The following is a 14,532-nucleotide window of genomic DNA, read 5'->3' as shown; positions in this document are numbered from 1 at the left end:
ATTATAGTAATTTTTTATTTTATCATAATTTTTCATAACAAAAGACATTACTACTAATATATAATCTCCTGTTGCATGAATTCTAAACTTTATGTTAATATTAAAAATGCCTATATTATCCTATAGGATTTAATGTATAATTAATATAATATATTCATAAGAAAGGATTGATCTTATGGCAAAGAAACATAAAAAAAAGACTTTATTTAGAATACTATTATCTACATTAGCTATTGGTTCCATTTTTTTAGCTTCTAACTCTAAAGAAAATTCTTGCAATGATAATGATTCAAAGAATGAATATAAGGAAAGCTCTATGGATGATGAATATGATCAATGTAATGCTTAGCAAAATTTAAAATAAACCCCCTTGTACTTATTTTACTATCAGGGGGTTTTATACTTTATTTTTTATTATATTTTTTTATTTGATTACATATGGAATAAAAAGCTTTTTTATCTCTTCTATCTAAAGCCTCATCAAGAAAGGCATATAATGCCTGTAGATATACATTGTTTTTTTCTCTTTGACTTAACGCATATTCTTTATTCACTTCTTTTTTAAGATTTTTATTACTTTCTTTACTATAGCTTTTACTAGTAACTTTATCTAAAGGATTTGTTAAATAATCTAATCTATTAATTACATTTCTTTCATAATATATGTTTTCCATAACCCTTATATAATAAGATAATTCCTCTTTATTTAATATAAAAAATACTCTAGTTTTACTATTATCTTCAGAAGCCAGCTTCACATAATCCTCTCCTATTAAAGATATGCATATTTCTCCCTGATCTTTAATTAAAAAATAATGTATAATATCCGATTGTTTATTAACAGTTCTCTTTAAAACATTATAAAAATTTTTGAGAAAATGAATATACAATCTTAGATCTTCCTTAAACATATAAAACTTATTTTCTATTAATTTGCCTTTATATGTTCTTCCAAAATAAAAATCAAAATAGCTTTCTCCTGTTATATATTTATGATAATATACTTTTATTTTGTCTGTAAATTTATTTAATGATCTAGCTGTTGTCACCTCTGTACAATAAGTTAGCTTATTGAGCTCATCTTCAAATATCTCCATATATTTAACTTCCATGATACTCTTATACCTCTCCCTATTTTAATATAAATTTACAATAATAATTAATATTTTTTATTCCACTTCCAATAAGTTCTATTGCCTATATTCTTTATATAAGTACTTTTAGGAACCTGTAACAATAATACAAATATAGCCAAAATATCCACATAGGAAGCAACTGCATTTATTATTATTATTACATATAGAAAATTATTTTTAATTCTTATAAAACTTAATCCTATGGTTGGCAATATAGTTAATATTATAAAAGGAAAAATTAGAGATATTACTAGCCTATTCCTTGATATTTCCCCCTCAAAAAAGGAGTAAGATACTAACCCCTTAGGTATAAATCCGAAAATAGTTTGTTTAAAATTGGGGAAAGCCAAGCTGTGTAGTATTTCGTGGATTGGTATAATAATTATAAAAGCTATAACTATGTCCTTTAAATTTAAATAAATCCCTTTTACATAAGTATAATTTATCATATAAATATAGATTAACCCTACTACTGATATAGCTATAGGTATACCTAATATTTGAGCTAATATGATTCCTGGTTCTTTTAATTGATGCCATTTGCTCTTATCACAGGGGTCGAAGCTATCACCATTTTCATATTCTCCTATTTGAAATTTCATATAAATCAACTCCTGCTATAGTTATATAATTACTATTATACCATTAATTTAATATTTTGTTTTTTGTATGAATATACTCAGTTTATACATACCCTTTTAAAAGTACAATATAAAGTAATATAAAAACTATTAACAGAACAGATTCTACTTAAATATTATATTTTTTAGAATATATAAAAAGACTGCCTGTTTATATTTTAAGGCAGCCTTTTCCTGTGTGTGTATATAATAAATCAAGGAAGGCATTTTAAATTTCAGGCTAACATTTTTCCTAATAATATATTGCTTTATTTGATATTTTTACAATTTAATAAGTTAACCTGCTTAACATATTTTATGTGTTGTTCTATAAAATATACTAAAATATTTTATAATTTCTCCTTCTTTATCTATTATAAGGTATTCTAAAATATTTTTATATATTTATAAAAAAATGCTATAGACAAAGCTTTTATTAATAAATGTTTATTATAATATGTTTTTTACAATGCATACTAATATTAATAAAATTCTATATACTTTAATTATTACATAGCATATACAAACCCAATATTTATAGGGTTTTTTATTTAATGTTAAATATAAAAATTATTTCATAAAAGATAAGAATATAGTATTTAAAAAATCTAAATTATCTCTTCTGTCCTTTTTATGATTTTCAATCATTACTCTTATTACAGAAAATATTGTCTCTATAAGTCTAATAGATACATCATATTTCTTTTCTATTACATCTGCAGAAATTTGTTCATTAAAAATTTCCTGTATTTCACCTATAATTTTTTCTTTAAAATAAACAAATTGTTCTCTTTCTCTAGAATTCTTAATATTAAAATCTATCTTTATAATTTGGTTACCAATTCCTTTTCTCATTTCTATATCATCATATAATATTTCTAAATATTTATTTATTTTTTTTTCTTTACTTATATCTTTATTTCTCTCTTCTTTTAATTTTGATAAAGTCTTTTCCCAACTTTTTACGAAAACTTCTAGAAACAGTTCACTTTTTCTAGAATAATAGTTATATAAAGTACCTACTGCTACTCCAGATTCTTTAGCGATAAGTTTCATATCCACAGCCTCATATCCATACTCTCCAAAAAGCCTTATTGATGCACTACTTATTTTCTCTTCTATATCTTTTATTATTTTTGGCATATTAAACACCTCATTTATGAACTTAAATTCATTATATATCAATATATTTTACTTTCTACAGCATCTATTGTCAATTATTACTACATGCATTTTATTTCAACTAAAAGCAACTAATTATTTATAGTTGTATGTCCTTATTTAATATATATATTTATTTATTCTAAGCTTTAAATGAAGTTCTCTAATATGAATAATATTTTCCAAAGTAGTCATTATATCTATAATATAAAATTAAAACATAAAATAGCAAAAACTCTAATCACTTTGAAATTCTTCTATTTGTATATAAAATTTTATATTTTGAGCTATAATTATTTTTTCTACTTTCACTTTATATTGTTTATTCTTTATCTTCATTATTCTGCTATCTACTACTTGTACCAATATGTCACCATCTATTTTCTCTAATTCTTTTCCAATTAAATTATTAAACTTTTCTTTTATGTGTTTTTCTAGTTCAATACTTACTAATTCATCTTCTATTTCCTTATTTTTAAATTTAATGTCTACTTCTATTTTTTTTACTATAAGTTCTTTCTTGCTTAATTTATTTTCTAATCCCTCTAACCTAACCTGTTGATCTTCTATTATATTATTTAAATAAGTTATTTTTCTATGATAGTTTTCTATTCTATAACTTATAAATAAACTAAAAAAAATTATACCTATTGTCCCTCCTATAACTAACCCTACACAAAACGAAAAAAAATATTTATTTTCTTTATTCATCTATTAAAATATTCTCCCCATTTTTGTAAAAGTTCTATGCTATTTACCGCTAAGTTAGCACCTATTAAGGAGGCAAGAATATAAAATATTTGTTTTAGCATTCCCCTTAGCTCCCCTTTAAATATTCCCTCTTCCAAAATAGAAAAAGAGGAAAATGTTCCCCCTAATGCTGTAGCTACTGCCCATATTTTTACGGAATTAGATATATCGGACATAATCTTTAAAGGAGGGTGGTTTAACAAAATTGCAGCAATACCTGAAAAAGCGCTTGCTCCTACTATTACTCCAAAAGATACCATAAAGCTATATACTAAATTTGCCAAAAAGCTTTTCATAAAATTCACCTAAAAAATATTATATATCTTTATAGATTTATGATTTGGTATTATTTTTTATTCTCTTCTATATTATTATATAGATAATTTGTTTTTTTAATTTTGCCCAACAATAATTTATAGTTTTAAATTTATTCTATACTTATTTACCTATATTTTGCCATTCTTCATAAAAACTTGTTAAATTAGATAAACTTATACCTTTATCTTCTGCAATTATTCCACCTTTAGCTTTATCTATACTTTCACCTAAATAATTTATTTGGTCTAATTCTGAACTAAATTGAACTCTTTTTAAAACCTTATTCCATGCTAAATTTAATTTTTCTACTTCCTTTTCTGCATTACTCCAATCTTCATTTTTTACATATTCTATTGTAGTACTTATAAATTTATCTACATTTTCTTCTTGGGTTCTAGGCTTTTTCATATAACCTGCACTCAACATAACAGCAACAAAAAAACCTAAGGTTACTATTGGAATTATTCTTACTAAAAATCTTCTCATATAATCACCTTCTAAAATTTATTTCATAAATATAACTTTAATAACATCTTAATTTCTATTTTTTAATACTTTTATTACTTAATTAAAATTGATATTTAGATAAATACAATGCTTAAATGGAATAAATTTAAATACAAAAAATAATAAGATATGATAAAGCAATTAGTAAGGTCCTTTATAGTCTCCTATATCTATTATTCTTTTTAGATGATCTTTATATGTATCTATATAAATTTGATTATTTTGATTTATAGTAGCTAAAAAAACCTCTGATGAATCTTTAATATTTCTTTTTTTTAGTTCAGCTTTTAGCCATTCTTTATCCCTATTTATTTCTCTTAAATTATCCTCTACTATTTTTCCATCATATATAAGTTCTCTGCTTATGCCTGTTTTACTCTTAAATATATTTAAATCTTTAGCTGTTAATGGCTCTTCCTCTGGTTTCTTTAATACAGATAATTGCCCATCAGATTCTAATATTGCAAACTCTACTTCTGCTAAATCAAAAATATCTTTTCCTCTAAGTTGTTCTAAAACATCTGCCACTGTATATTTCATTTTTCTTAAGGTATCCTCCATTATTTTACCATCCATTATTACAACAGTCGGCTCCCCCTCTATATATTTAGCTGCATATCTCCACTTTAATGTTATCCATTGCAGTAAAAATCCTATACCGCACCAAGTTAAAAGCCCAATCCAATGGGACCAAGCTGTACTTTCTAGATCTGTACTTAATGTAGAGGCTGTAGACCCTATAGTTATACCAAGAACATAATCGAAAAAAGTAAGCTGACTTATTTGCTGCTTTCCCAATATTCTTGCAAATATTAAAAGAGTAAAAAATCCTATTATAGCTCTAACAAACGCAACTAAAGCTTCATTCAATTAAAACACTCCCTAATTATAGAAATTTTTTCTACAATTAGTATCCTACTCTTTTATTTTTTTATACATTTAAATTAGTCTTGTTATCTTAAAAACATATAATAAAAATATTGATACTCATTATATATAATATTCAATTATTAATATCAATTGATAAATCATCTCTGTGTTTATTTTGTTGCATTTATGGTGTATTGTGCATATAATAGTATAAGTGTTTATTTTCAATTAATAATGAGGTGAAAAAATGGAAAATGAAGAAAGGTTAAAAATAGGCAATAAAGTTTCTAATTTAACTATTGTAGTAAATATAATTTTGTCCTTTGTAAAAGTATTATTTGGCATCATAGGACATAGTGCTGCTACTATTGCAGATGGTATACATTCTCTCTCTGATGTTTTAAGCACTATTGCAGTAATCATAGGTCTTAAGATATCTTCTAAACCTGCAGATAAAGATCATCCCTATGGTCATGAAAAGCTTGAAGCGGTAACTTCTAAATTATTGGCTACTATGTTATTTTTTACCGCTTTGTTCATAGGTTATAGTGGCCTAAAGATTATAATAAACAAAGACTTTTCTGTTCCTTCAAAAATAACTATTTACGTTGCTATTTTATCTATAATAACAAAGGAATGGATGTATAGATATACCTTAAAGGCAGCTAAAAAAATAAACAGCACAGCCCTTGAAGCAGATGCTTGGCATCATAGATCAGATTCTTTTTCATCTATAGGAACTCTTATAGGTATAGTAGGTGCTAGACTCAAATACCCAATATTAGATCCTATAGCATCTTTAGTAATATGCATATTTATAATTAAAGTTTCTATAGATATTTATAAAAACTCTATAAATCAACTGGTAGATCACTGTGCTGATGAAAAAACTATTAATATGATAACAGAACAAATCGAATCTATTAAAGAAGTGGAAAAAATAGATGAATTAAAAACTAGGCTCCATGGAAGCAAGCTTTATGTAGATGTGGAAATTGCTCTTGATTATAGTTTATCTTTAAAAGAATCCCACAGAATAGCAGAAAAAGTCCATGACAAAATAGAGGCGGGCAACAATAACATTATTCATTGTATGGTTCATGTAAATCCTTATGGAGAATAATAAAATTTAAAACATGACCAGTCATATCACTAGACGTAACTGGTCATGAAACCACAAAAGGTACCTTAACTTGGCAAAAAATTTTTAATATAATCCTACTTAAAACTTTTTAGGGAAATGAATTGGTTTATGAAGTACCTTTTTTATCCTAATAATATAAAATTTAATCTATCTTATTCTAAGACACACTCTTTTTATTCTAAATAAACATTGTAGAATTACTTCTTATTTTCGTTGTCTAAAACTATTTCTTTATCATCTACCTTTTTTATGTAATGTTCATCTTTAGAATCTGAACTTAATTTTTCTAATCTATCTAATAAATCTGCATTGGTTTTTTCTAGTTCTTCTATTTTATTTGAAATATCTTTATTTTGTTTTTTTATACCTCTCTCTTTTTTTATTCCCATAATACCTGTAATAACTGCTCCTATAACAGCTGATAATAAGATTATAATTGCTAAAGAAAAATTTATTTCCCAAAACAAAATTTTTATTGGTATAGCTGCTGCATTTTGTATAGCAAATATAGCTACAATAAGTGCCATTATAAGAGAAAATACAAATCCATTTCTCATAAAAAATCCTCCCTTTATTTTATGTAATAACTATATAATACAACAATTTTTGTACTACTATCAACTTACTTATCTTAAACAAATTCATAAAATTAAAATAGTTTAAATTATAAGAAAGAATAATACTAAGTCTAAAAACTTTAAACTTAATATTATTCTTTCTTACTTTTAGATAATTAATCTTTTAAGACTTATTCTTGAAATTTATTTCATCTATAGGCATTTATATATCTTAATATACATTTCTATCTTAGCTTTATATCTAGCGAAAATACGTATATCCTTTTCAAACATAAATGCTAAAAAGTATACCTACATTATTTAGCTATTATTACTTCTATACCATTAGCTTTGAATTTATTTAATAATTCTTCTTCTTCCGCTGTAAATTCCTTAAGGCCATCTATTATTATTTTACTTATTTCCTTTGTTTCACAAACCTTTAAAAGAGACACATTATTAAGCTTAGAGTGATCTAAAAGAACTATAACCTCTTTACTTACAGACATAGCGGCCTTTTTAGTTTCTACTTCAAAAGCATTTATATCTGTAAGTCCTGCTTCAAAAGATAAAGCCTTAGCTGATATAAAAGATTTTTTTATATTAAATTTCTTAAAAGATTCTTCTACATAGGAACCTACTAAGGATAAAGAGCTATGTCGTAAGATTCCACAGGCTACTACTACTGTTATATTGTCAAAAGAAGCTAGTGCTGTTACTACACTTATAGAATTTGTAACTACTGTTACCTTTTTATCTCTTATATATTTACATATTGCTAAAGCTGTAGTACTAGCATCTATCATGATAACATCATCATTTTCTACTAATTCTCCTGCATATTTACCTATAATGGCTTTTTCATCCTTATTTTTCAATATTCTACCCTTTAAAGGATCATCTACAACCTTTTTACATTCCCCTTCAGATATACGGGTAGCTCCTCCATAGGTTCTAAGTAATTTCCCATTGCTTTCTAACTTTTTTAAGTCTCTTCTTATAGTCATTTCTGATACCTGTAATTTTCCACTTAATTCTATTATATCTACAGTTTTATTTTCTTCTATTTCTGTTAATATTTTTTCTCTTCTAATTTCAGGTTTAAGTTTCATATTTCTCACCTATTCCTAATATTTTTATTTTATAATTAATTATAAAACAAAATATAACTAAGTTATAGTATAACTTGCCCACCACCACCACTTTTTGCAAAATAAGTATTTAAACATAATGGTTTTATTACAAGTATGTTCACCTGATTACTGAAAAGCTTTATAGGTAGTAATTATAATTTATCCCAACCTTTTTCTTCCTTTACTTTATTTAATTTCTCCACTTGTAGTTCATTTAAAGTCTTTATATTTCCCAGTATTTTTGAATAAATAGTTACTTTCGAAACCATTTCTAAATTTTCCATTCTATAATAAGCCTGCATTACATCTGTCCCTACTGTAAGGGCCCCATGGTTAGATAATAAAAGCACATTACTATATGGTATTTCTTTTTCTACGGCTTTTGGAACTTCATCAGTAGAAGGAGTTCCATATTCACAATATCCTATTTTCCCTAATGAAAAAACTGCTTCTGGAAGAATAACAGGATCATCTAGTTTTTCTTTTGATACTGAAAAAGCTGTAGATGCTGGTGGATGAGCATGAACTATAGCTTTTACATCTGCTCTCATATTATAAACAGCTAAATGCATTTTTATTTCAGATGTAACCTTCATATGACCTTCTATAATATTTCCTTCTCTATCTACTTTTATTATTTGATCTGGAGTTACTTCTCCTTTGTTAACTCCTGTAGGCGTAATCAATATAGTATTATCATCAAGTTTAGCACTTATATTTCCATCATTTGAAGCTACAAAAAATCTCTGTTGAAGTCTTTTTCCTGCTTCTACAATTTGTAATCTTAAATATGTTTCATTATTCAAATTGTCACCCTCTTTACTAAGTGATTAATAAATTGAGGGATAAGATCCCCCAATTTATTATTTTACTTTATTTCCCCAGTTATTTTCATCAGCTGCATTGTCTTTAGTTATTGGGAAGAATTTAGTATATATATGTTTTTCAACCTGTTCTCCCTTTATAGCTTTAAGACCAACTTCAACTGCTTGTACTCCCATACCTATAGTATCTTGAGAAATACTTATATCACCTCACTTATACCTGCTCCCATAAGACCAGCTATACCAAATACTTCTCCCCGTCTTACAGAAAAACTTACATCATTCTTCAATGACCAAATTTATTTCATGTAATACTTGAACACCTGAAAAGGACTTTTTTATATTTTTCATATTAAGAAGTTCTGCCATTATTTTAGCCCCTTTCTAACTTCTTATTTTTCAAAAAGTTTCTTTAAATTTTCTTCAAAAGGAGGATATACTATACCCTTTTCTGTAACAATTGCAGTTATATTTTCATGTGGTGTAACATCAAATCCTGGGTTGTAAACTTTCACACCCTTTGGGGCTGTATAAACACCAAATCTATAAATAACTTCTTCTGAATTTCTTTCTTCTATTGGTATATCTTCACCTGTTATTGTATTCATATCTATACTTGGAGTTGGCGCAGCAATATACATTGGTATTCCAAAATATTTAGCCAAAATTGAAACTCCCATAGTTCCTATTTTATTAGCAGTATCTCCGTTAGCGGCTATCCTATCACATCCTACTATTACCGCATCAATTTTACCTTGAGACATAACCATAGCTGCCATATTATCTGTTATAGTAGTTACATCTATTCCTGCTTCATACAACTCTAGCGCTGTTAAAGTGGACCCTTGAAGTCTTGGTCTAGTTTCGTCTGAATAGACCTTAAAATTCCAACCCTTTTCTTTTGCAAGATACATGGGAGATGTAGCTGTTCCATATTTAGATGTAGCAAGTTGTCCAGCATTACAATGAGTTAATATTCCAACTCCATCCTTTAATAAAGTTATAAGATTTTCCCCTATAGATTTGCATATTTCTATATCTTCTTCATGAATTCTTTTTGCTTCTTCTCTTAATATGTCCTTTATTTCTTTAACATCTTTATCTTTATTTTCTAAAGCTTTACTTTCCATAACCTTTAAAGCCCAAGATAAATTTACAGCTGTTGGTCTACTTGAATCTAAATAAGCGGATTTCTCTTTTAAATATTTAAAGAAATTTTCAAAATTATCTTCTGGTGCTATTTTTGCTGCAAAGTATAAACCATAAGCTGCTGTAACTCCTATAGCTGGAGCTCCTCTAACTATCATATCCTTTATGGAATCGTATACACCTTCTACAGTATCATATTCTATATATTCAATTTTATTTGGTAATATTGTTTGGTCTAAAAGTATTAACTTATCTCTATTGTCATCCCATTTTATAGCTAATAACTCTGCCATTTTTAATCCTCCCTTTTATATGCTGTGTTTTTCATTTTCTAATCCCTCTTGATTTTTAAATTTTATTATATAAAACAACTATTTTTTAATTCTATTGTTTTTTTAGTATTCTTTTTAAAAGAAATAAATGCACCTGATAAAAACAAATATTTTAAAATATTATTTTGTTAGTTCTAAAATAAGTGCTGATAAATCTTCTATGTTGCTTATTTTATTTCTTCTCATTACCATTTCTTGTCCTATTTTCAGTCCTAAGCTTTGAGCTTTTGCCTTTTGCTTTAAATCTTTTAGGATATCTAAATCTGGTACATGAGCCATTCCAACTATTCTTCTCATAACTTCACAGGCACTAAAGCCTACAGTTTCTTGAAGCAAGTTATTTATATAGTATTCTTTATATCCTTCAACAGTTGAAGATATTTCTTTACTATCTTTTTCCCAAATTTCTTTTAAATCCTTTTCAAATTCATGCCAAATTTCTTCTATAGCATCTAATAAATATTTTCTAAATTCCCTTATCTCTTCCTTTGATCTATCTTCTCTACCTTCCCAAGAAATATAGTTTAAAATAAAGTTTGCAAATAAAAGTCCTATATCATATCCATAGGGACCATAAAAAGCAAATTCTGTATCAAAAACTCTCATATCATCTTCTGTTATAAATATAGATCCTGTATGTAAATCACCATGTAGGAGACCTTCTGCTTTAGTCATAAATATATTTTTTAATTTTGTAACCTCTAATATAAAATCTTTTCTTCCCCACATATTTTTAACTTCATCCATAATTTCCGGATTTATATCATTTGATTCTGCATCCATATATGGATCAGTTAGCACTAATTTTTCTGTAATATCGCATAGTTCTGGATTTATAAATTTAGAAACTAAAGATTTTTTAGCTACTGCACCTAATCCTAAGTCTGAAGTGTAAAATAAATTTCTTGATAGGAATTTTCCTATTTGATTTGGGAACTTAGGATATTTTTTCATATTCATTAACCCAGTTCTAAGCATGTCCATATTTCCTAAATCTTCTGCTACATAAAGGTTATAATCCTTATCATGATAGTAGACCTTAGGCACACTGTTTGGGCAAGCTTCATCCTGTTCTATCATAGCTTCAGCTTCAATTCTATTTCTCTCTACAGTTAATTTCCATCCCTCTCCAGCTACTCTTAAGTAAGGAAGAGCTTGTTTAATAATTACAGATTTTCCTGTATTACTATCCTTAACTCTAAAAACTAAGTTTAAATTCCCATCTCCAATTTCTTTTGCAGTTAAATCCGCATTTTCATCAAAGGTTTCTAGATTTAACTCTTTAATATATTTTATTATTGATTCACAATCCATTGGCTTATATTCTGCCATATAGACACACCCCCATAAATAATTTATATTAATTTAAATTAAACTCATAATAATTCATATCTTAGTGAAATAAAAAAACCATCCAAAGATTACTGATCTTTGTATTGTATTTTATAAAGGAGGACATCTTATTTTAAGTAACCTTTGGATATTTTTGTTTGTATTTTGTAACTTTATTTTATAAGGTATATGGAAATAATAACATTGCAAACATTTACCTGTCAATATTTTTCATGTAATTTGTTATGTTTTGTTATTTTATTTCATTTTTAAACACTATTATTACAGCATTATGTGAATTAAATCTACTTAAAGCTATTGTTTAAAAAAATAATTTTGAACAAAATAATATATTACTTGGTTCAAAATTAACATTTTTTTATTTATATATATTTTATAGTAATTATGAAGACCTTATTTCTACCTATCTTTATATCACCTGTATTTTTTACTTATCATTAATTATATATTTTATTATTTTCATATCATTAATACCATAAATACTGAACACTTTTTGGTTTAACATTTTGTAATAATACTCCGTTTCCTTCACATTTTTATTTTTTAAAGTTCGAACAACTTTATCTACTAATATTTCTATTTCCCCTTGAACATTTCTATTACAATTTTTTATTGGTATTTTATTTAATCTATATTTTTTTAGTTGTGGAGTAGATTCTTTATTTGTTACTAAATAATTTTTATAATACCAATTTATTAACTGGGAATTTAAGATACCTAATATATATTTATAACTAAAAGATTCTTTTAAATTAATTATTCCATATAAGGACTGCTCTATTATAATACCTTCTGCATCATAAGCTGCTATAATTTCATTTCCTGTTTTTCTAACTAATATTTTGCCTCTATATTTTAATTTTTTTAAATCTTTTGTTCCCCCTTTAATATTTTCATCTCTAAAATCATAATAAAAATAAGAATGACATATAAATTTTTTTATATTTTTACCTTTATATATTTTAATACAAGACTTGTCTACATTGTCTTTATAAATATATTTACAATCTCCTATAAATCCTGTAAAGGTATCACTTATTTCTGATAAAAAACTAGAGTTTTCTAAAATTTTATTTTTTATTTTTTCATTACAACTATTATTATCATATGCGAATCCATACTCGTTACAAGAAAAAAGTTCATATTTATCTATTCTATATTCATCTTTTCCCTGTACTTTAATTTTTATTTTATTAAAACATTTTTTATTTTTTTTCAAAATAAATACCATTCCATCTGTTATAACTCCAGCGAAAGATATATTAAAGAATAAATTTTTAATCTCATATTCATTTAATATTTCATTTCTTAATTGTATGTATTGAGAATTTCTACTAAAATTTATTGGAACAACAAAGGCTAAATATCCCTCTTCCTTTGTTTTTTCTAAAGCTCTTTTAATAAAATATTCAAATAAATTAGGAGAATGTACACACTGTCCATAATTTTTAATATAATACTCTAAAGAATTTTCCCTGCAAGCTTTTTTATTCTTTCTAGACAAAGAAACCCATGGAGGATTACCTATAATATAATCAAATTTCCTTCTCCAAAATTTATATAGTTTAAAATATGCTTTAAAATTATAGACCTCTCTCTTTTTATAATTAATAGATTCTTCAATATCTTTATTTTTTATTTTATATATTTTAAATTTATATTTATTATTTAAATACTTAATAGTAGGCTTGAAATCTTTTTCCCACCTTATAAGACTATCACAATTAACAATATTTACTTTACCTACATAAGCCTGTACATCTTTTAAAAGTAAATTTATACTTATTATTTGAGTGGCATATATATCTATATCTGCAGCATATATGCAATTATTAATTATATGGTAATGTAAATTTTCCTTTTGCCAATAATATTCACCAGTTACATTAATAGTTACATCCCTTTTTTTAATAGTATAAATATTTTCCTTATATTTTTCCTGTAAACCTTTTATATTTTCCAGAAAAATCTTTTCCAACTTGTCATAGGCTTTAATAATAAAATATCCTGCTCCTGCAGATATATCTATTACTTTAACAAAGGGGTTTTCCAGTGGTGAAAATTCATAAAAAACATTCTCCAATATATAATCAATAATATGTTCTGGTGTATAAAATATCCCCATAGATTTTTTATATTCCTTGGCTATTATTTTTTCATATATTTCTCCTATTTCACCACTACTATGTATAAAATCAAATTTATTTATTTCATCTATAATTTTATTTAAAAATATATTATATCTATAAAATAAATTATCTTCATAATGCAGAAAATCTACATTATCTAAACTATAATAACTAGGATTTATATGCTCATATTTTATATTATCTTTAAATATAAATTCTAAAAATTTTTTATCAACATTATTAAATACCAAGTTTACAAGATTTATAGTATCTAAAGTTAATGCATAATATTTTATATTCTTTTTAGCTAGTTCACCTTTTATATTATTTTTTTCCATAAATATTTTTGAAATTATTATTTTATTAATAAGCACATATAGAGCTTTATTGCAAAATAAAGTTTTATCTTCATTATTTAAATATAACCTTTCTAAATCGTATAAGTCCTCAAATACCAATTGCAAATAATTACAATATTTGTTTATGCAAGATATGTCTTTTGTTTTATATGAATTATACCCTACCCCCATATTTCATCCCCCATATCAC

The 14,532-nt window shown here is 25.5% G+C and carries 16 protein-coding genes; 2 read left to right on the top strand and 14 right to left on the bottom strand.

Going from position 1 to position 14,532, the window contains the following annotated elements; all coding sequences use genetic code 11:
• Window positions 1–175: 175 nt before the first annotated feature.
• Entirely contained in the window at window positions 176–349 is a 174-nt protein-coding gene (locus ACYUDJ_RS10260; protein WP_003490466.1) for a hypothetical protein, read from the top strand.
• A 55-nt stretch (window positions 350–404) separates the two neighbouring features.
• On the opposite strand, the gene ACYUDJ_RS10255 is transcribed toward ACYUDJ_RS10260, so the two are convergent.
• The 7 genes from ACYUDJ_RS10255 to ACYUDJ_RS10225 all read right to left on the bottom strand — a co-directional run bounded on the left by ACYUDJ_RS10255 (window position 405) and on the right by ACYUDJ_RS10225 (window position 5,362).
• Window positions 405–1,112, bottom strand: a complete 708-nt coding sequence (locus tag ACYUDJ_RS10255; RefSeq protein WP_043031769.1) for a hypothetical protein — start codon at window positions 1,110–1,112, stop codon at window positions 405–407.
• 47 nt (window positions 1,113–1,159) lie between these two features.
• Window positions 1,160–1,585 (bottom strand): DUF3267 domain-containing protein, encoded by a 426-nt coding sequence (locus ACYUDJ_RS10250; protein ID WP_042385574.1) that lies wholly within the window; start codon window positions 1,583–1,585, stop codon window positions 1,160–1,162.
• Between the two features lie 741 nt (window positions 1,586–2,326).
• Window positions 2,327–2,899 carry a TetR/AcrR family transcriptional regulator gene (locus ACYUDJ_RS10245; protein WP_003486959.1) on the bottom strand — a complete coding sequence of 191 codons (573 nt, stop codon included), beginning with the start codon at window positions 2,897–2,899 and terminating at the stop codon, window positions 2,327–2,329.
• A gap of 255 nt (window positions 2,900–3,154) precedes the next feature.
• On the bottom strand, window positions 3,155–3,628 hold the full coding sequence (locus ACYUDJ_RS10240) for a hypothetical protein (RefSeq protein ID WP_043031768.1): 474 nt from the start codon (window positions 3,626–3,628) through the stop codon (window positions 3,155–3,157).
• Window positions 3,625–3,963 carry a YtrH family sporulation protein gene (locus ACYUDJ_RS10235; RefSeq protein ID WP_003486960.1) on the bottom strand — a complete coding sequence of 113 codons (339 nt, stop codon included), beginning with the start codon at window positions 3,961–3,963 and terminating at the stop codon, window positions 3,625–3,627. The genes ACYUDJ_RS10240 and ACYUDJ_RS10235 overlap by 4 nt, the downstream gene beginning before the upstream one ends.
• A gap of 142 nt (window positions 3,964–4,105) precedes the next feature.
• A complete protein-coding gene (locus tag ACYUDJ_RS10230; RefSeq protein WP_003486962.1) occupies window positions 4,106–4,471 on the bottom strand; it encodes a DUF4363 family protein in 366 nt (121 codons plus the stop codon).
• Between the two features lie 162 nt (window positions 4,472–4,633).
• Window positions 4,634–5,362 carry a DUF421 domain-containing protein gene (locus ACYUDJ_RS10225; protein ID WP_003486964.1) on the bottom strand — a complete coding sequence of 243 codons (729 nt, stop codon included), beginning with the start codon at window positions 5,360–5,362 and terminating at the stop codon, window positions 4,634–4,636.
• 247 nt (window positions 5,363–5,609) lie between these two features.
• Here ACYUDJ_RS10225 and ACYUDJ_RS10220 point away from each other — a divergent pair, with 247 nt between their 5' ends.
• Window positions 5,610–6,485 carry a cation diffusion facilitator family transporter gene (locus ACYUDJ_RS10220; RefSeq protein ID WP_003486966.1) on the top strand — a complete coding sequence of 292 codons (876 nt, stop codon included), beginning with the start codon at window positions 5,610–5,612 and terminating at the stop codon, window positions 6,483–6,485.
• A 218-nt stretch (window positions 6,486–6,703) separates the two neighbouring features.
• On the opposite strand, the gene ACYUDJ_RS10215 is transcribed toward ACYUDJ_RS10220, so the two are convergent.
• The 7 genes from ACYUDJ_RS10215 to ACYUDJ_RS10185 all read right to left on the bottom strand — a co-directional run bounded on the left by ACYUDJ_RS10215 (window position 6,704) and on the right by ACYUDJ_RS10185 (window position 14,513).
• Window positions 6,704–7,063, bottom strand: coding sequence for a LapA family protein (locus ACYUDJ_RS10215; RefSeq protein ID WP_003486969.1), 360 nt, complete (start codon window positions 7,061–7,063; stop codon window positions 6,704–6,706).
• Window positions 7,064–7,380: 317 nt separating this feature from the next.
• On the bottom strand, window positions 7,381–8,175 hold the full coding sequence (locus tag ACYUDJ_RS10210; protein WP_003486971.1) for a DeoR/GlpR family DNA-binding transcription regulator: 795 nt from the start codon (window positions 8,173–8,175) through the stop codon (window positions 7,381–7,383).
• A gap of 173 nt (window positions 8,176–8,348) precedes the next feature.
• Complete coding sequence (locus ACYUDJ_RS10205; RefSeq protein ID WP_003486972.1) at window positions 8,349–9,002, bottom strand: class II aldolase/adducin family protein; 654 nt, start codon at window positions 9,000–9,002, stop codon at window positions 8,349–8,351.
• 57 nt (window positions 9,003–9,059) lie between these two features.
• On the bottom strand, window positions 9,060–9,197 hold the full coding sequence (locus ACYUDJ_RS10200; protein WP_003486974.1) for a hypothetical protein: 138 nt from the start codon (window positions 9,195–9,197) through the stop codon (window positions 9,060–9,062).
• Window positions 9,198–9,412: 215 nt separating this feature from the next.
• A complete protein-coding gene (mtnA, locus tag ACYUDJ_RS10195; RefSeq protein WP_003486976.1) occupies window positions 9,413–10,462 on the bottom strand; it encodes an S-methyl-5-thioribose-1-phosphate isomerase in 1,050 nt (349 codons plus the stop codon).
• Between the two features lie 159 nt (window positions 10,463–10,621).
• Window positions 10,622–11,833, bottom strand: coding sequence for an S-methyl-5-thioribose kinase (mtnK, locus tag ACYUDJ_RS10190; protein WP_003486977.1), 1,212 nt, complete (start codon window positions 11,831–11,833; stop codon window positions 10,622–10,624).
• Window positions 11,834–12,281: 448 nt separating this feature from the next.
• Window positions 12,282–14,513: a TaqI-like C-terminal specificity domain-containing protein gene (locus ACYUDJ_RS10185; protein WP_460289614.1), complete on the bottom strand. Its 2,232-nt coding sequence runs from the start codon at window positions 14,511–14,513 to the stop codon at window positions 12,282–12,284.
• Window positions 14,514–14,532 lie beyond the last annotated feature (19 nt).

It is taken from the genome of Clostridium sp. CTA-6 (genome assembly GCF_054768115.1).
This window is presented reverse-complemented; position numbering and strand designations above follow the sequence as displayed.